This window comes from Achromobacter sp. PD1 (assembly GCF_048541815.1).
GTDB lineage: Bacteria > Pseudomonadota > Gammaproteobacteria > Burkholderiales > Burkholderiaceae_B > Achromobacter > Achromobacter bronchisepticus_A.
Genome location: NZ_CP183349.1, coordinates 2,395,946 through 2,412,953, shown reverse-complemented (window position 1 = coordinate 2,412,953; position 17,008 = coordinate 2,395,946). Strand labels below are relative to the sequence as shown.

General features: G+C 66.9%; 13 protein-coding genes. 8 read left to right on the top strand and 5 right to left on the bottom strand.

Translation table 11 applies throughout. The features are described from left to right. Positions 1 to 8: 8 nt before the first annotated feature. The 4 genes from ACM1PE_RS11385 (at position 9) to ACM1PE_RS11370 (ending at position 4,692) form a co-directional block, all read left to right on the top strand. On the top strand, positions 9 to 1,259 hold the full coding sequence (locus ACM1PE_RS11385) for a Zn-dependent hydrolase (protein WP_059379741.1): 1,251 nt from the start codon (positions 9 to 11) through the stop codon (positions 1,257 to 1,259). Further along, positions 1,256 to 2,752, top strand: a complete 1,497-nt coding sequence (locus tag ACM1PE_RS11380; RefSeq protein ID WP_419343306.1) for an aldehyde dehydrogenase — start codon at positions 1,256 to 1,258, stop codon at positions 2,750 to 2,752. Before ACM1PE_RS11385 ends, ACM1PE_RS11380 begins: the two co-directional genes overlap by 4 nt. A gap of 187 nt (positions 2,753 to 2,939) precedes the next feature. Continuing rightward, positions 2,940 to 3,932, top strand: a complete 993-nt coding sequence (locus ACM1PE_RS11375; RefSeq protein ID WP_306632703.1) for a Bug family tripartite tricarboxylate transporter substrate binding protein — start codon at positions 2,940 to 2,942, stop codon at positions 3,930 to 3,932. Positions 3,933 to 3,948: 16 nt separating this feature from the next. Then, complete coding sequence (locus tag ACM1PE_RS11370) at positions 3,949 to 4,692, top strand: class II aldolase/adducin family protein (RefSeq protein ID WP_419343304.1); 744 nt, start codon at positions 3,949 to 3,951, stop codon at positions 4,690 to 4,692. Here the strand turns inward: ACM1PE_RS11370 and ACM1PE_RS11365 are convergent. After that, positions 4,680 to 6,386, bottom strand: coding sequence for a thiamine pyrophosphate-binding protein (locus ACM1PE_RS11365; RefSeq protein ID WP_419343302.1), 1,707 nt, complete (start codon positions 6,384 to 6,386; stop codon positions 4,680 to 4,682). The genes ACM1PE_RS11370 and ACM1PE_RS11365 overlap by 13 nt on opposite strands. A gap of 162 nt (positions 6,387 to 6,548) precedes the next feature. Here ACM1PE_RS11365 and ACM1PE_RS11360 point away from each other — a divergent pair, with 162 nt between their 5' ends. Next, entirely contained in the window at positions 6,549 to 7,508 is a 960-nt protein-coding gene (locus tag ACM1PE_RS11360) for a LysR family transcriptional regulator (protein WP_118931994.1), read from the top strand. A 64-nt stretch (positions 7,509 to 7,572) separates the two neighbouring features. On the opposite strand, the gene ACM1PE_RS11355 is transcribed toward ACM1PE_RS11360, so the two are convergent. The 3 genes from ACM1PE_RS11355 to ACM1PE_RS11345 all read right to left on the bottom strand — a co-directional run bounded on the left by ACM1PE_RS11355 (position 7,573) and on the right by ACM1PE_RS11345 (position 10,371). Next, a complete protein-coding gene (locus tag ACM1PE_RS11355) occupies positions 7,573 to 8,730 on the bottom strand; it encodes a Fic family protein (RefSeq protein ID WP_419343299.1) in 1,158 nt (385 codons plus the stop codon). A 160-nt stretch (positions 8,731 to 8,890) separates the two neighbouring features. Continuing rightward, entirely contained in the window at positions 8,891 to 9,247 is a 357-nt protein-coding gene (locus ACM1PE_RS11350) for a hypothetical protein (RefSeq protein WP_419343298.1), read from the bottom strand. Positions 9,248 to 9,390: 143 nt separating this feature from the next. Further along, on the bottom strand, positions 9,391 to 10,371 hold the full coding sequence (locus ACM1PE_RS11345; RefSeq protein WP_280016523.1) for a Bug family tripartite tricarboxylate transporter substrate binding protein: 981 nt from the start codon (positions 10,369 to 10,371) through the stop codon (positions 9,391 to 9,393). 305 nt (positions 10,372 to 10,676) lie between these two features. Between ACM1PE_RS11345 and kdgD the strand changes: the two genes are divergently transcribed. Both kdgD and ACM1PE_RS11335 read left to right on the top strand, forming a co-directional pair. Beyond that, positions 10,677 to 11,591 (top strand): 5-dehydro-4-deoxyglucarate dehydratase, encoded by a 915-nt coding sequence (gene kdgD, locus ACM1PE_RS11340; RefSeq protein WP_280016522.1) that lies wholly within the window; start codon positions 10,677 to 10,679, stop codon positions 11,589 to 11,591. Between the two features lie 59 nt (positions 11,592 to 11,650). Continuing rightward, on the top strand, positions 11,651 to 12,586 hold the full coding sequence (locus tag ACM1PE_RS11335; protein WP_419343297.1) for a hypothetical protein: 936 nt from the start codon (positions 11,651 to 11,653) through the stop codon (positions 12,584 to 12,586). A 10-nt stretch (positions 12,587 to 12,596) separates the two neighbouring features. Here the strand turns inward: ACM1PE_RS11335 and ilvA are convergent, their stop codons facing one another. Continuing rightward, the gene (ilvA, locus tag ACM1PE_RS11330) at positions 12,597 to 14,183 is read right to left on the bottom strand and encodes a threonine ammonia-lyase, biosynthetic (RefSeq protein ID WP_118931990.1); all 1,587 of its coding nucleotides are present in this window, start codon (positions 14,181 to 14,183) and stop codon (positions 12,597 to 12,599) included. A gap of 516 nt (positions 14,184 to 14,699) precedes the next feature. On the opposite strand from ilvA, the gene ACM1PE_RS11325 reads away from it, so the two are divergent. Beyond that, entirely contained in the window at positions 14,700 to 16,928 is a 2,229-nt protein-coding gene (locus ACM1PE_RS11325) for an NADP-dependent isocitrate dehydrogenase (RefSeq protein WP_059379731.1), read from the top strand. The last annotated feature ends 80 nt before the right edge of the window (positions 16,929 to 17,008 follow it).

Genomic DNA, 17,008 nt, shown 5'->3' with positions numbered 1-17,008 from the left:
ACTCCACCATGACGACGACTATCTCGATCAACGGACAGCGGCTGTGGCAGTCGCTGATGGACCTGGCGCAGATCGGCGCCACCGCCAAGGGCGGCAACTGCCGCCTGGCGCTGACCGCGCTGGACGGCCAGGGCCGCGACCTGGTCACCGGCTGGATGCGCGATGCCGGCATGACGCTGCGCGTGGACCAGGTGGGCAACATTTTCGCCCGCCGCGCCGGCCGCAACAATGACCTGCCGCCGGTCATGACCGGCAGCCATATCGACACGCAGCCGACCGGCGGCAAGTTCGACGGCTGCTACGGCGTGCTGGCGGGCCTGGAGGTCATGCGCAGCCTGAACGACCATGGCGTGGTCACGGAAGCGCCGCTGGAAGTGGCCATCTGGACCAACGAGGAAGGCTCGCGCTTCGTGCCCGTGATGATGGGTTCGGGCGTATTCGCCGGCAAGTTCCCGCTGGAAGTGGCGCTGTCCGCCACCGACCGCGACGGCAAGTCGGTGGCCGACGAGCTGGCCGCCATCGGCTATGCCGGCACGGACCCCGTGGGCGGCCGCCCGGTGGGCGCGTACTTCGAGGCCCACATCGAACAGGGCCCGATCCTGGAGCACGAGGAAAAGGTGGTCGGCGTGGTGACCGGATCGCTCGGCCTGCGCTGGTACGACGTGACCGTGACCGGCATGGAAATGCATGCCGGCCCCACCCCCATGCCGATCCGCCGCGACGCGCTGTATGCCGCCAGCTTCCTGCTGCAGGCGGTGGTGGACATTGCCAACGGCAACCAGCCGCATGGCCGCGGCACCGTGGGCGAGATCTACGCGCACCCCGGTTCGCGCAACGTCATCCCGGGCCAGGTGCGCTTCACGGCGGACCTGCGTCACGAGGACGAAGCCACGCTCACCCGCATGGACCAGCGCTGGCACGAAGTCTGCGCCGAAATCGCCCAGCGCCACAACGTGGAAGTGGACGTGAAGCACGTGCAGTATTTCCCGCCCACCCCGTTCGACCCGGACCTGGTGGGCAAGGTGCGCGACGGCGCCGCGCGCCGCGGCCTGGCCGCCATGGACATCGTCACCGGCGCCGGCCATGACGCGGTCTACATGGCCGCCGTCACCCCCACCGCCATGATCTTCGTGCCCTGCAAGGACGGCGTCAGCCACAACGAGATCGAGGACGCCAAGCCCGCCGACCTGGAAGCCGGCTGCAATGTGCTGCTCGACGCCATGGTGGCGCGCGCCAACGCCCAGGAGGTCCGCTCATGAGCCAGGACGCCGCCTACTGGCGCACCCGCGCCGCCGCGCTCGCTTTCAACGGCCAGGCCTACATCGACGGCGCCTATTGCGGCGCGGCCGATGGCGCCACCTTCCCCGCCACCAGCCCGATAGACGGGCGCAAGCTGGCCGACGTGGCGTCTTGCGGCGCGGCCGACGTGGACCGCGCCGTGCAGGCCGCCCGCCGCGCCTTCGAGGCCGGCGTCTGGAGCGGCCTGGCGCCGCGCCAGCGCAAGCAGCATCTGCTGCGCCTGGCCGCGCTGATCGATGAGCACCGCGAGGAACTCGCGCTGCTGGAAACGCTGGACATGGGCAAGCCGATCCGCGATGCGCTGGCCTTCGACGTGCCGGAGACGGCGCGCTGCTACGCCTGGTACGCCGAAGCCATCGACAAGATCTACGACGAGATCGCCCCCACCGGCCCGGACGCGCTGGCCACCATCACGCGCGAAGCGCTGGGTGTGGTCGCGGCGGTGGTGCCGTGGAACTATCCGCTGATGATGGCCGCCTGGAAAGTCGCGCCGGCCCTGGCGGCCGGCAACAGCGTCATCCTCAAGCCTGCTGAACAGGCCTCGCTGTCGGCCATCCGGCTGGCGGCCCTGGCCGAGGAAGCCGGCATTCCCGCCGGCGTCTTCAGCGTGGTGCCCGGTCTGGGCGCGCAGGCCGGCCAGGCGCTGGGCCTGCATCCCGACGTGGACTGCATCGCCTTCACCGGTTCGACCGCCACCGGCAAGCGCTTCATGGAGTACTCGGGACAATCGAACCTGAAGCGCGTGTGGCTGGAGTGCGGCGGCAAGTCTCCCCACATCGTGTTCGAGGATTGCCCCGACCTGGACCGCGCCGCCCAGGCCGCGGCGCTGGCCATCTTCTCCAACCAGGGCGAAGTCTGCATCGCGGGTTCGCGCCTGTACGTGCAGGACGGCATCTACGACGCCTTCATGGCCAAGGTCGCGGACTACGCCGCCGCACTGCAGCCGGGCGATCCTCTGGACCCCGCCACCGCCATGGGCGCCATGGTCGACGAACGCCAGATGCGCGGCGTGCTGGCCCGCATCGAAGCGGGCTCCGCCGAGGGCGCGCGCCTGCGCATGGGCGGCCGCCAGGCCCGCGGCGACACGGGCGGCTACTACATCGAACCGACCATCTTCGATTGCGCCGGCCAGGACAACAGCCTGGTGCGCGAGGAGATCTTCGGCCCGGTGCTGGCCGCGCAGCGCTTCGCCACGGAAGACGACGCGGTGCGGCTGGCCAACGACTCGGTCTACGGCCTGGGCGCCGGACTCTGGACCGCCAACCTGTCGCGCGCCCACCGCCTCTCGCGCCGCCTGCGCGCGGGCCTGGTCTGGGTCAACTGCTACGCCGACGGCGACATCACCGTGCCATTCGGTGGCGTCAAGCAATCGGGCTTCGGCCGCGACAAGTCGCTGCATGCGCTGGACAAGTACAGCGACCTGAAGACCACCTGGATCAGCCTGACGGCTTGATCCCCGGGGCGGACGCCTGCGCGGCGTCCGCCATCCTTGCCATTTCGCGTTATCTGCTTGGCCGCCAGTGCCATTGAAGGCGGGGGCCCCTTGTGCGACCTTGAACAGCGACGGGCTGCCCACCGCGGTTCCGTTGCGGGCAGGCGCAGGCGCTCTCCCGCCATCAGAACAATGACTGGAGACTACGATGCGCAATGCGACAAGGCGAGCCGCGCTGGCAGCCATGCTGGGCGTTTTGGCCTGGACCGCGGCCGGGCCGGCCTGGGCGCAAGCCCCTTATCCCTCCAAACCCGTCACCATCCTGGTCGGATTTCCGCCCGGCACGGCCACCGACACCGTCGCCCGCATGGTCGGCGACCGCCTGGCGCAGCGCCTGGGCCAGCAGTTCATCGTCGAGAACAAGCCCGGCGCGGGCGGCTCCATCGCCGCCGGCCTGGGCGCGCGGGCCAAGCCCGACGGCTATACGCTCATGATCGGCGCATCCGCGCCGCAAGCCATCAACCCGCACGTCTATCCCAACCTGAACTACGACGCGCGAAAGGACTTCGCGCCCATCGGCCTGCTGACCTGGCTGCCCTACCTGTTCGTCGTCAGTCCGGACAATCCCGCCAACAACCTGCAGGACTTTCTCGCGGCCGTAAAGGCCAAACCGAACCAGTACACCTACGCCACCACAGGCGTGGGCACCACCAGCCACCTGGTGACCTCGGTGCTGCTGGCCAAGGCCGGCGCCAGCATGATCCACGTGCCTTACAAGGGCAGCAGCCAGGCGCAGACCGACATCGTGGGCGGGCGCACCTACGCCACCTTCGACACCATGGTGTCCTCGCTGGCGCTGGTGAAAGCCGGGCGCCTGAAAGCGATCGCCGTCAGCACGCCGCAACGGGTCGCGAGCCTGCCGGACGTGCCCACCGTCGCCGAACAGGGATACCCCGGCTTCGACATGGGCGCCTGGCTGGGCCTGATCGCGCCCGCCGGCATCCCGCCCGGGATCCAGCAGAAGCTTGCCGCCGAGGTCAACGCCGTGCTGGCGGATCCGGCCGTGCGCGACAAGCTGGCGGACCTGGGCGCCCAGGTCCGCACCACCGCCACGCCCGCCGAGTTCGGCGCGTTGATGAAATCCGAATACGAATCGTGGGGCAAGGTGGTCCGCGATTTCAACGTCAAAGCCAGCGACTGAACCGGAGACCCGAACCATGCATAGCACCATGAGCCCCGCTGAGCGTGACACCCGCATTCAACTGGCCGCCTGCTACCGGCTGGTGTCCCACTTCGGCATGAGCGATCTCATCTACAACCACATCACCGCGCGCATCCCTGGCCCGGAGGGACATCTGCTCATCAACCCCTACGGCATGATGTATGACGAGATCACCGCATCCAGCCTGGTCAGGATAGATCTGGACGGGAAGGTGCTGGACAATCCGGGCGAGTACGGCATCAATGCGGCCGGCTACGTCATCCACAGCGCCGTGCACGGCGCCCGCCACGACGTGCAATGCGTCATCCATACGCATACGCGCGCCGGCATGGCGGTGTCGGCGCTGCAATGCGGCTTGCTGCCGCTGACGCAGACCGCCATGCGCTTCGCCAAGATTCCTTACCACGATTACGAAAGCGTGGCCTTGGACCTGGATGAGCGCGCGCGCCTGGTGGCGGACCTGGGCCAATCCGAGGCGATGATCCTGCGCAACCACGGCCTGCTGGCCGCCGGCCCCAGCATCGCGCAGGCATTCAATACGCTGTACTGGCTGGAGATGGCCTGCAAGGCGCAGGTGGATGCCCTGGCCGCCAACCGCGAACTCTGCGTCCCGCCGCCGGAAGTGATCGAGAAGACCTGGCACCTGTACCAGCCCACCACGCGCCGCCCCTTCGGCGAACTGGAATGGCCGGCCATGCTGCGCCTGATGGACAGGAAGGATCCCGGCTATCGCGACTGAGTCCTTGCCTGGCCCCGCCCCAGGAGGTCGATGCCGGCCGCGCTGTCCGCGCCTTCCGGCAGGATCGCCGCGAGGCTGGTCTTGACCTCCAGGAAGTACGGAACGGCCGAACCCAGCCCGCGCGCGATGGCCGCGGCCACCTGGTCCGGATGGGTGACGTACTCGGCCTGCATGCCGCAGGCGCGCGCCATCATCGTGAAATCGGGACTGGCGAGATTGGTGCCCGCATACCGCCCGGGATAGGTGCGCGCCTGATGCAGGCGGATGGAGCCATAGCAATTGTTGTTGGACACGATGAAGAGCACCGGCAGTCCGCGCTCGGCGGCGGCCATCATTTCATTGCCGGTCATCAGGAAGCCGCCATCGCCCACCAGGCACACGACCTTGCTTTGCGGATGGCGCAACTGCGAGGCAATCGCCGCCGGCGTGCCGTACCCCATCGCGCCCGACTGCGAGGCCATCAGCCGTTGCGGGTAGACGAAGGGAAAATGGCGGTACACCGGCGCGGCGAAGGTGCCCGCGTCCAGGCACACCATGACGTCCGGCGGCGCCTGTTCGGCCAGCGCTCGCACCACCGACACGAAGGGCACGCCATCATCGGCTTTTGGATCTGGCCAGGCGGCGGAGCGTTCTCGGATGGCGCGCAAGGACGCCGCCCAATCGCCGCGCGCCGCGTTTCCCGTCGCAGGCAGAGCCGCCAACGCCTGCGCGGTGGCCGCCGGATCGGCGACGATGCCGACGTCGGCCGCGAAATGCTGGTTCACGATATGGGCGTCGACGTGGCAATGCACCAGCGTCCGCGAAGGCCGCGGGTAGCCGGGGAACGTGTAGCCCTGCGTGGTGATATCGCCCAGGCGCGTACCCAGGGCCAGAATGAGATCGCTGGAATCGAACGCCGCGACCTGCGCGGGCTGCGTCGCCAGGTCCAGGTCGCCCGCGTAGAGCGGGTGCGTATTGGGAAAGATGTCATGCTGGCGGAACGATACCGCCACCGGTATGCCGTGCCGTTCGGCCAATTGGCGCAAGGCGTCGCGGCCGCCCGGCGCATTGAATGCGCCACCGGCGATGATGAGCGGCTTGTGGGCTGCGTCCAACGACGCATGCAGCCGCTGCAACGTGGCGGGCGCGGGCTGCGCCGGACTGGCCGGCTGCGCGACCCAATCCGGTTGCGGCACGCGCGGCTGCTGCACGTCTTCCGGCACCACCAGCACCACCGGCCCCGGCGTGCCCGAAGTTGCGACGCGCAGCGCCTTGAATGCGGCGCAGGCCATGTCCTCCGGCGCCGCCACCTCGTGCACCCATTTGGCGATGGAACCGAACATCTTCTGGTAATCGATTTCCTGGAAGGCCTCCTTGCGCAGGTCCTTGCGCGGGACTTGGCCGATCAGCAGGATCAGCGGCACGCCGTCCTGCTGCGCGGCATGCACGCCGATGGCCGCGTTCGCCGCGCCCGGCCCCCTCGACACCATGACCACCCCAGGGCGGCCCGTCAGCCGCCCGTCGGCGCACGCCATGAAGCTCGCGCCGCCTTCGTGCCTGCAGGTCACCACATCGATGCCCGGGAAATCATGCAAGGCGTCGAGCACGCCCAGATAGCTTTCGCCGGGAACCAGGAAGACGCGGTCGATGCCGTTGCGGGCGAAGACCCCGAGCAAGGCGTGGGAAGACGTGTTCAGTTCGGAAGCGGGTGTCATGGATGGCCGTAAACCTAGGGGCTAGCGCGCAGGCGCGGGTCTGATACGCAGGAATTCTAGGGTGGCTGGCGGCGGGCCATGTAGGCATACTGTGCCTATCAGATATACAAAAAACGCACACAAGGAGGAGCCGCCCGCAAGCGCCGGCGGCGAGACATCGCGATGGACCTGCGCAAGATCGAAAACCTGATCCACGTGGCCGACTCGGGCAGCTTCTCCAAGGCCGCTTCGGTGCTGGGCATCGCGCAATCGGCGCTGGGCCGCCAAGTCAGGAAGCTGGAAGACGAATGCGGCTGCGCCCTGCTCTACCGCAATGGCCGCGGCGTGTCCTTGACCCCGGAAGGCGAGAAGCTGCTGGATAGCCTGCGCCCCTTGCTCGCGCAAATGGCGCGGGTCGTGACCGAATTCCACGACGAGCAGAAGTCGCCCTCCGGCCAGGTCACGCTGGGCCTGACGCCCACGCTATCCCACATGGTCGGCATGCCGCTGGTGGCGGCAGTCTGGAAGCGCCATCCGCGCATCCAGCTCAACGTCATCACGGGCTATAGCGGCTACGTGCATGAATGGCTGGCCAACGCCCGCGTCGACATCGCGGTGCTGCATGACGCGCGGCGTTCCCAGCATGTGGTGGTCGATCCCCTGGCCGAGCTGGACCTGGCGCTGGTATCGCCCGTACAGAACCTGTCGCCCGCCGCGCGGGCCTTGTCCTCCATCGACTTCGCCCAGTTGGTTGATCTGCCCCTGGCGCTGCCCACGCGCAGCCACGGCCTGCGCCGCACGCTGGAGCAGGCGGCCGCGCAGGCCGACGCGCCCTTGAACGTCGTTTTCGAAATGGACGCGCTGGAACTGATGAAGGAAATCGTGTTGAACGGACTGGCCCACACGGTGCTGGCCCTGCCCGCGGTAGTGGGCGAATTGAACAGCGGCCAGCTCGTCGCCCGCAGGATCGTCAATCCCGCCCTGTCCACCCGCCTGATGCTGGCCACCGCATCGAACCGGCCGCTGACGCAGGCGGTGAAAATCGTGCAGGACATTCTGCGTGAATTGCTGCGGGACATGGTTGAGGCGGAGCCTTACCGCTCGTATATGCGGATGGCGGATGCGCGCGCCGTGTCCGCGTGAGCTTGGCGGCCGCTGCGTTTCAGCCCGGCCCTGACGCGCAGGCCCAATCCGGAACTGTCCGCGCCTACTCTTCAGCGCCGTAGAGCGCCGGCAGCAGAATCGGCAGCGAGTCCAGCGGAAAGGCGAATCTGACGGGCGCGTGGGAGGTGTCGGAGGCAACCAATCCGCATTTCAAGGCGGCCGCCAGCAAGGACCTGCCCGTGCGTTCGCCCAGGCCAGTCATCTGAATGAACTCGCCCCGCGTGGCCGGCCCCGCAGCGAACAGGTGGTAGATCGGCAAGGCGGCCTCTGCGCGCAGCCGTCCTTTCGCGGTTTCAATCAGAACGGACGCCTTGATCTTTTCCTTCATCGAGTTCAACGCCAGCATCCGGGACATATAGTCAACCTGCTCTTCGCACACGCGCAGGAAGTAGTCGATCCACAGCAGCAAACCTGTTTGCGTAAGGTTGCCCCGGCCGTCAAGATCGTCTTGACGCGGCGCGTCCGCAGCGGCCAGATGACCGTGGTAATCCTGCACCCCACGCGCCAATCCACGATTGACGGACCAAAGTCCCCTGGTGACAGGCCACATGGCGGCATGCGTTTGCAGTCGCGTGGCCCGACCATTGCCATCCGCAAACGGATGCATCCAGGCCATGCGTTGATGCGCGCAAGCGATGGCGATCAAGCGGAGTTCGTTGGTCCATTGCCTGCCGTAATGAGAGGTAAAGGCCTCCATGAATTGTGGCAATGACTGCCAGGCTGGCGGGCTATGGCGGCCAACCGTGACGTCGATCTCCCGCAGTGTTCCCGGTTCCACGACCAGCCCGTCCTTGGTTGTCCGGTCATGGGACTCCAAGCGTCCGTATAGCGCATGATGGGCGATCTGGACGAAATCCGCATTCAACGGCGAAACCCGCGCCGCCTGCTCTTCAACTTCTCTTTCCGCGTCCATATGGGCCACGGCAATGCGCTGCAGCCGCGCGATTTCCGGGCGGTCCGAGAACTCCTGACGCAGGGCTGCATCGATGTTCCTGGGCGACGTGCCCTGCCCCGCGATCCCGTTGCTGTAATACGAATTCATGCTGCGAAGCAGATCCCGCAGCGCCCCCCGGGTGTTGGGATGTGCAAATCCGCTCAGCTCGGCGGCCCGATACACGATGCTGGCTGCTCGTTCCAAGTACGGGACGAGCATGTGCACAGCGGGCATCAAGGGTAGAAACTGTTGCGGAGAATCGTACATATATTATTTCCGGTTTTTTTTCCGATTCTCTTCATTCTAACCGACTAATTATATTAAATAATTGATGTATAAATTGCTAAAACAAGAACTTTAAATTCCGCTATTTCAACCCTTTTTTATACCGTTTTTTCTGCCGCCACGATGGCGCAATCCGGAAACATCAACGCGGCACCGGCAACGGGGGCGCGGGCGTCAGCGGCCCCGTCGGCACGCCGCGCTGCGCCGGCATCGGCGGCAGGCGGGACGGCGCAGGGCTTACCCAGCCGGGCTGGCGGCTCGGTCCGCTGGAAGGCGGCGCGGGCGGGCCGGGCGGCCTGCCGGCGGTGGCGCAACCGGTGCCCAGGCAGGGTTCCTGGGTAGCGCCCGGATTGACCAGCCGGGGACAGGAAGCCCCAACGCAGGCATCGGGAATGACGCGGGCCGAAGGCGGGGGTTGGGGAATGCCAGGTCCGGCGCCTTGCGCGACGGCTTGCCCCCAGGCGGCCGCCAGCAGCGCGACTGCACCAAGGATTTTCATGGCTGCGTGCCCTGCCCCTGGTCTGCGGCCGGGCGCCGCATAGCGTCCCTCGGCCCGGCCCCGCGTCGCGCCGGGGCCTGGGCGGGCGCGGGATGATTCCAGTGTGCCCCCGCGCCTGAGGGCCTGTCCAGACAGGCCCGGCGTCAATCCAGCCGGATATCCGCGCTTTTCACTACCGAGGCCCAGCGCGCGCGCTCGCTGTTGAAGAACTGCGCCAGTTCGGCGGGATTGCGGGTAACGATTTCGGCGCCCTGTTCGTTCAGCTGCGCCTTCACGTCCGGCTGGTTGACGATTTGCGCCATCAGTTCCGACAAGCGGATGGCGACGGGATCGGCCGTGGTCACGGGCGCCATCACCCCCTGCCAGGTGCCGGACTCGAAGCCGGCCACGCCCTGTTCAGAAATGGTGGGAATGTCGGGAACCAGCTGCATGCGTTCGCGCTTGGAGATCGCGATCGGCCGCAGCTTGCCGGCCTTGATGTGGGGCAGCGTGGCCAGCAACCCATTCATGATGACCTGGGTCTGCCCGCCTATGGTGTCCGTCACCGCCTGCGAACCGCCCTTGTAGGGCACGTACTCCCATTTCGCTCCCGTGGCCTGCTGCACGGCGACGGCAGCCAGGTGCGGCGCGCTGCCGATGGCGGTCACGGCGAAGTTCAGGCGCTGTTGCTTGGACAAGGCCACCAGCTCCGGCACCGTCTTGGCCGGCACGTCGGGATGCACGGCCAGCACGTGCGGCGAATAGGCCAGCATGCCGACCGCGCGCAAGTCCGTGGAGGGATCGAAAGACAGTTTGGTGTAAACGGACGGGCTGATCGCCAGCGCCCCTACGTCGCACAAGAGCACGGTATGGCCCTCTTGCGCGGACTGCACCACCAGGCCTGCGCCCAGATTGCCATTGGCTCCGGGCTTGTTCTCGACCACCACGGTCTGCTTCAGGGCATCGGCCAGGCGCGGCGCCAGGATGCGGGCGATGATGTCCGACGAGCCGCCGGGCGGGTAAGGCACGATGATCCGGACCGCGCGCGTCGGCCAGTCGCCCGGCTGCTGTGCCCATGCCGGTAGCCACGGCGACAGGCAAAGCGCCGCGGCGCCGCCCAGGAACTGTCTCTTGCTTGGGTTCATGGAGTCTCCTCTGGAATGTCTTGCGGGCGGACGCTGCGCCCGGGCTCTCTGGGACAACCTCTTCGGATTGGCCGCCGCGCGCGCCTGCGCCTGCCGCATATGTTCTGCCTATGTCATCGTACAACTATGAAATTATTGTTGGGAAGCGAAATATTCATCTATCGGGTATGCACCTATAAATCCAATTTTCTCAGCGACCTTTGCTTGAATAGTGGGCATTTCATGTTGTACGATGACTTACCTCTTAACCAGGCTACCGGCAGACTCCTGCCGTTCGATGACGCCCCCATACGGATCAACGCAACATGACCACCCCGCAGGAACTCAAGCACATCGTTTCGGAAGGGTTGCTGTCCTTTCCCGTCACCGATTTCGACCAGAACGGCGACTTCAACGCCAGGGGCTATGCGCAGCGCCTGGAATGGCTGGCCCCCTACGGCGCGACCGCCCTGTTCGCCGCGGGCGGCACGGGCGAGTTCTTTTCGCTGGCGCCAGAGGAATACGCGGACGTGATCCGCACCGCGGTGCAGACCTGCGCGGGAAAGGTCCCCATCCTGGCCGGCGCTGGCGGCCCGACCCGCACGGCCATCGCCTATGCGCAAGAGGCCGAGCGCCTGGGCGCCAAAGGCATACTGCTGCTGCCCCACTACCTGACCGAAGCCTCGCAACCAGGCATCGCCGCGCACGTCGAACAGGTCTGCAAGTCCGTGGATATCGGCGTCATCGTCTACAACCGCGCGCAGTCGCGCCTGTCGGCCGACAGCCTGGCGCAACTGGCCGAACGCTGCCCCAACCTGGTGGGTTTCAAGGACGGCGTGGGCGACATCGAAGCCATGGTGCGCATCCGCCGCAAGCTGGGCGACCGCTTTTCCTACCTGGGCGGCCTGCCCACGGCCGAGGTCTACGCCGCCGCCTACCGCGCGCTGGGCGTGCCGGTCTATTCGTCGGCCGTGTTCAATTTCGTGCCGCGCACCGCCATGGAGTTCTACCGCGCCATCGCCGCGGGCGACCATGACACCACCAATCGCCTGCTGGACGATTTCTTCCTGCCTTACCTCGAGATCCGCAACCGCGTCCCGGGCTATGCCGTCAGCATCGTCAAGGCCGGCGCCAAATTGGTGGGCCGCGACGCGGGTCCGGTGCGCGCGCCCCTGACCGACCTGCGGGCCGATGAACTGGAGATGCTGGGCGCTCTGATCCGCAAGCTCGGCCCGCAGTAAGGAGCCCTCCCGGGCGGTGGTATATATAGACCGGTCCAGCCACACCCGGGAGTCAGCCTATGGCGCGTCGACGCAACCTCGCGTTTCTGCTCAGCATGCTTGCCGCGCCCGCGGGCGCGGCCGTCGTCTACGACAACCACGGCCTGGTGGTCGAAGCCACCACCGGCAGCCGCAGCGACTGGAATACCGGCCAGCGGCAGACCACCCGCGCCACCACCATCACCTACCAGGGCAAGCCGCTGTGCGGCAAGGACGTCGGCGCCCTGCTCTATCCCGATGGTCAGAGCGTCGAGGCCCGCGCGTTCTTCTGCGCATCCACCGCCAAGGCCTTGGAAACGGACGCCGTGCTGGCCTACTTCACCAGTTCCAGCGCCAATACCGTGCTGGCGCAGCTGAGCGCGGCCAACGGCGCGCTGCGGGTCCAGCGCCTGGCCTTGTCGGCCAAGCCGGACCGCGATCGCATCGCCACCACGCGCTTCGAGGACGCGCGCCTGCCTGGCTGGACGCGCGTCCAGACGTCCTGGAACGAAACCGTGATGATCCGCCACGCGCCGCTCGCCGCCCTGAACCTGGGGCCGGGCAAGCTGCTGGACGTGGCGGACGGCGTGGCCTACCTGGCCGTGCCGCCAGGCAGGGACGCGGTCGAGATCGAGCCCACCAAGCGGGTCAAGGACGCCGACGGCTATCTGCAGATCGTGCCGGCCATCACCAAGTTCGTGGACACTCCGATGGCGTTCCGCGCGGTGCGCATGAGCGACGGGCGCGAACTGGCCCGGCTGGATTTCAAGGATGTCTGCCTGCGCCTGCCCGCGATCCAATTCGATCGTCCGGACGCGCAGTCCAAGTCCTCGGCCGCGCCCGGCGTGGCCTTCGACGACGTGCCGGCCTGGCGCGCCGCCACCCTGCAGCTGACGCAGGCGGCGCAGGGACGCGCCGCGCTGCGCCTGCAGCCGGGCGTGACCCTGCCACGCAAGCCCGGCTGCGCGCCCGGTTGATCTGGCCCGCTCAGATCAGGAACTGGCGGTAGGCCTCGTTGCCGGTTTCCTCGGTATGAGCGTAGCCCAGCTGGCGCAGGAACGCGTCCAGCGCCGCGCTGTCCGCCAGCGGCGCCTGGATGCCGACCAAGGCCGAGCTGAACTCCGTGCCCTGGTTGCGGTAATGGAACAGGCTGATGTTCCAGTTGGGCGCCATCTCGGACAGGAACTTCATCAGCGCCCCGGGGCGCTCAGGAAACTCGAAGCGGAACAGGCGCTCGCCCGCCGCCAGCGGCGAGCGGCCGCCCACCATGTAGCGGATGTGCTGCTTGGACACTTCGTTGTTGCTGAGGTCGCCGACGGAGAAACCCTGTTCCTGCAGCGCCGTCATGATTTCCGCCGCGTCGCCGCGCCGCGAGATCTGCATGCTGACGAAGATGTGGGCGGTGCGCGCGTCGGCGATGCGGTAGTTGAATTCCGTCACGCTACGCTGACCGATCACGCTGCAGAAGCGGCGGAAGCTGCCGCGCTCTTCCGGCACCGTCACGGCGAAGACCGCCTCGCGCGCCTCGCCAACCTCGGCGCGGTCTGCGACGAAGCGCAGGCGGTCGAAGTTCATGTTCGCGCCCGAGGTCACCGCCACCATGGGCAGGCCTTGCACGCCTTCGCGCTCTACATACTTCTTCAGCCCGGCCACCGCCAGCGCGCCCGCCGGCTCCAGCACGCTGCGGGTATCCAGGAACACGTCCTTGATCGCCGCGCAGACCGCGTCCGTATCCACCAGGATGATCTCGTCCAGGTATTCGCGGCACAGGCGGAAGGTCTCCTCGCCCACCAGCTTGACCGCCGTGCCATCCGAGAACAGGCCCACTTCGGGCAGGTTGACCCGTTCGCCCACCTGCATCGACAGGGACATGGCGCAGGAATCCTCGGTCTGCACGCCGATGACCTTGACGCCGGGGTCCACCGCCTTGATGTAGGTCGCCACGCCCGCGGCCAGCCCGCCGCCGCCGATCGGCACGAAGACGGCATGCAAGGGGCCCGCGTGCTGGCGCAGGATCTCCATGCCCACCGTGCCCTGGCCGGCGATCACATAGGGATCGTCGAAGGCAGGAATGAAGGTCAGGTCCTGCGCGCTCGCCAGCTTCTGGGCGTGGCCATAGGCATCGCTATAGGAATCGCCCGCCTGCACCACCGTCACCGTGGGGCCGCCATGCGCCTTGACCGCATCCACCTTCACCTGCGGCGTGGTCTGCGGCACCACGATGATGGCGCGCACGCCCATCCTGGCCGCCGAGATCGCCACGCCCTGCGCATGGTTGCCGGCGGACGCCGTGATGACGCCCCGGTCCAGCGCCGCCTGCGGCGTGTTGCGCATCTTGTTGTAGGCGCCGCGCACCTTGAAGGAAAAGACCGGCTGGTTGTCCTCGCGCTTGAAGTAGACCGGGTTGCCCAGCCGGGCCGACAGGCCGCGGGCGCGATCCAGCTCGGTTTCGCGGGCGATGTCGTAAATGCGTGCGGTCAGGATCTGCCTCAGGTATTCCATCGGCGAGGCCCTGCCGTCCTGGAATGCGGTCGGCGCGGCGGTTTGCTGGCTGGCTTGCGGGGTGTGGTGCATCTGGCTCTCTGCTTCGGTGTGCTTGCCCGGCAGAGGCGGCCACAAAAAACCCGCCTCGTGGGGCGGGTGGCTGTGACTGTTGCGGTCGCGCGCTAACCCACCATTCCAGGAATGATGGTAATAATCAGCGAAATGCGGACGGCGCGGAAATTCATGGGGACGTAGCTTCCTCCTTGTGCGGCGCTTTGTCAAACGGCCAACCGGCCCCGGCGCTCCCGATTAAATACGTCCCCATTTAATTTGGCGCCATTATGGCCACATCCCGGCCGAATCCGCGGTTTTTTGCTGCGCAGCAGGCGTAGCGCGGTATTACAATGGAAGGTTCGTGGCAGTCGCACTTTCCCAAATCAAAAAGGGGCAGGCGTCGGTCATGTTGGGTATACGCCTTCCGGCCAAATCCTGGACGCGTCCGCGTGCTTGCCCAAACCAACCCACTCTCCGACAACATCTACCGGCTTCTGGCCGCATAGCATGTTCGGGTTTGCGCCTAGCGCCTGCCGAACAGATTCAAGGATCATGTCTCTTACTCCGAAGATTATCTATACCCTCACCGATGAAGCTCCGGCGCTTGCAACCCGTTCGCTGCTGCCCATCGTCCAGGCTTTCGCCAAGCCCGCAGGCATCACGGTCGAGACCCGCGACATCTCGCTGGCAGGCCGCATCATCTCGGTCTTCCCCGACTACCTCGAAGACAGCCAGAAACTGGGCGATGCCCTGTCGGAACTCGGCGCCCTCGCCGTCCAGCCCGAAGCCAACATCATCAAGCTGCCCAACATCAGCGCGTCCATGCCGCAGCTGAAGGCCGCCATCAAGGAACTCCAGGACCAGGGCTACAAGCTGCCCGACTACCCGGACGCCCCCGCCAACGACACCGAGCGCGACGTCAAGGCCCGCTACGACAAGGTCAAGGGCAGCGCCGTGAACCCGGTCCTGCGCGAAGGCAACTCCGACCGCCGCGCCCCGCTGTCGGTCAAGAACTACGCCCGCAAGCACCCGCACAAGATGGGCGCCTGGTCGGCTGACTCCAAGTCGCACGTCGCCCACATGAGCGAAGGCGACTTCTACGGCACCGAGAAGTCGGCGCTGATTTCGGAAGCCGGCGACGTCAAGATCGAACTGACCGCCGCCGACGGCGCGAAGACCGTCCTGAAGGAAAAGACCCCGGTCAAGGCCGGCGAGATCATCGACGCCGCCGTGCTGTCCACGGCCAAGCTGAAGTCCTTCCTGCAAGCGCAGATCGACGATGCCCGCGCCACCGGCGTGCTGTTCTCGGTGCACCTGAAGGCCACGATGATGAAGGTCTCCGACCCGGTCATCTTCGGCCACGTCGTGTCCGTGTTCTACAAGGACGTGCTGGCCAAGCACGCCGATGCGCTCAAGCAAGCCGGCTTCGATCCCAACAACGGCATCGGCGACCTGTACGCCAAGATCCAGTCCCTGCCCGCCGACAAGCAGGCCGAGATCACCGCCGACATCGACGCCGCCTACAAGACCCTGCCGCAGCTGGCCATGGTGAATTCCGACCGCGGCATCACCAACCTGCACGTGCCCAGCGACGTCATCGTCGACGCATCCATGCCCGCCATGATCCGCGACTCGGGCAAGATGTGGAACGCCGAAGGCAATCTGCAGGACGCCAAGGCCGTGATCCCCGACCGCAGCTACGCCGGCGTCTACCAGGCCGTCATCGAAGACTGCAAGCGCAACGGCGCCTACAACCCGGTCACGATGGGCAGCGTGCCCAACGTCGGCCTGATGGCCCAGGCCGCCGAGGAATACGGCTCGCACAACAAGACCTTCGTCATCCCGGCTGCCGGCACCGTGCGCGTCACCGACGCTTCGGGCAAGGTGCTGCTGGAACAGGCCGTCGAAGCCGGCGACCTCTGGCGCATGTGCCAGACCAAGGACGCCGCCGTGCAGGACTGGGTCAAGCTGGCCGTCACCCGCGCCCGCGCCACCAAGACGCCCGCCGTGTTCTGGCTGGACGAGAACCGCGCCCACGACGCGCAGATCATCGCCAAGGTCAAGCACTACCTGAAGGACCACGACACCAGCGGCCTGGATCTGCGCATCCTGAGCCCGGTCGAAGCCACCAAGTTCTCGGTCAAGCGCATCCGCGAAGGCCTGGACACCATCTCGGTGACCGGCAACGTGCTGCGCGACTACCTGACCGACCTGTTCCCCATCATGGAACTGGGCACCAGCGCCAAGATGCTGTCGATCGTGCCGCTGGTCGCCGGCGGCGGCCTGTTTGAAACGGGCGCGGGCGGTTCCGCCCCCAAGCACGTGCAGCAGTTCCTGGAAGAAGGCTTCCTGCGCTGGGATTCGCTGGGCGAGTTCATGGCCCTGGCCGAATCGCTGGACCACCTGGGCCGCAGCTACGGCAACGCCCGCGCACAGGTCCTGGCCAAGACGCTGGACCTGGCGACCGCCAAGTTCCTGGACGAGAACAAGTCGCCCGAGCGCAAGGTCGGCGGCCTGGACAACCGCGGCAGCCACTACTACCTGGCCATGTACTGGGCCCAGGCCGTGGCCGCGCAGACCGACGACCGTGAACTGGCTGCCCTGTTCGCGGCGCCGGCTCGCGCGCTGGCCGACGGCGAGGACAAGATCCTGGCCGAACTGAAGGCTGCCCAGGGCAAGCCCGTCGACATCGGCGGCTACTACCAGCCCAACGAAGCCCTCGCCAGCCAGGCCATGCGCCCCAGCGCCACGCTGAACCAGGCCCTGGCCTCGATCGCCTAAGCCCCTGCTGCCGCGCCTCGGCGCGGCAACAATAAAAGGCCGACAGCCCCAGGGCTGCCGGCCTTTTCCTTTGCGCGCGC

What these genes read in the sequence shown, in the direction of transcription:
- ACM1PE_RS11385 (WP_059379741.1), top strand. Translation starts at nt 9, where the DNA reads ATGACGACGACTATCTCGATCAACGGACAGCGGCTGTGGCAGTCGCTG.
- ACM1PE_RS11380 (WP_419343306.1), top strand. Translation starts at nt 1,256, where the DNA reads ATGAGCCAGGACGCCGCCTACTGGCGCACCCGCGCCGCCGCGCTCGCT.
- ACM1PE_RS11375 (WP_306632703.1), top strand. Translation starts at nt 2,940, where the DNA reads ATGCGCAATGCGACAAGGCGAGCCGCGCTGGCAGCCATGCTGGGCGTT.
- ACM1PE_RS11370 (WP_419343304.1), top strand. Translation starts at nt 3,949, where the DNA reads ATGCATAGCACCATGAGCCCCGCTGAGCGTGACACCCGCATTCAACTG.
- ACM1PE_RS11365 (WP_419343302.1), bottom strand. Translation starts at nt 6,386, where the DNA reads ATGACACCCGCTTCCGAACTGAACACGTCTTCCCACGCCTTGCTCGGG.
- ACM1PE_RS11360 (WP_118931994.1), top strand. Translation starts at nt 6,549, where the DNA reads ATGGACCTGCGCAAGATCGAAAACCTGATCCACGTGGCCGACTCGGGC.
- ACM1PE_RS11355 (WP_419343299.1), bottom strand. Translation starts at nt 8,730, where the DNA reads ATGTACGATTCTCCGCAACAGTTTCTACCCTTGATGCCCGCTGTGCAC.
- ACM1PE_RS11350 (WP_419343298.1), bottom strand. Translation starts at nt 9,247, where the DNA reads ATGAAAATCCTTGGTGCAGTCGCGCTGCTGGCGGCCGCCTGGGGGCAA.
- ACM1PE_RS11345 (WP_280016523.1), bottom strand. Translation starts at nt 10,371, where the DNA reads ATGAACCCAAGCAAGAGACAGTTCCTGGGCGGCGCCGCGGCGCTTTGC.
- kdgD (WP_280016522.1), top strand. Translation starts at nt 10,677, where the DNA reads ATGACCACCCCGCAGGAACTCAAGCACATCGTTTCGGAAGGGTTGCTG.
- ACM1PE_RS11335 (WP_419343297.1), top strand. Translation starts at nt 11,651, where the DNA reads ATGGCGCGTCGACGCAACCTCGCGTTTCTGCTCAGCATGCTTGCCGCG.
- ilvA (WP_118931990.1), bottom strand. Translation starts at nt 14,183, where the DNA reads ATGCACCACACCCCGCAAGCCAGCCAGCAAACCGCCGCGCCGACCGCA.
- ACM1PE_RS11325 (WP_059379731.1), top strand. Translation starts at nt 14,700, where the DNA reads ATGTCTCTTACTCCGAAGATTATCTATACCCTCACCGATGAAGCTCCG.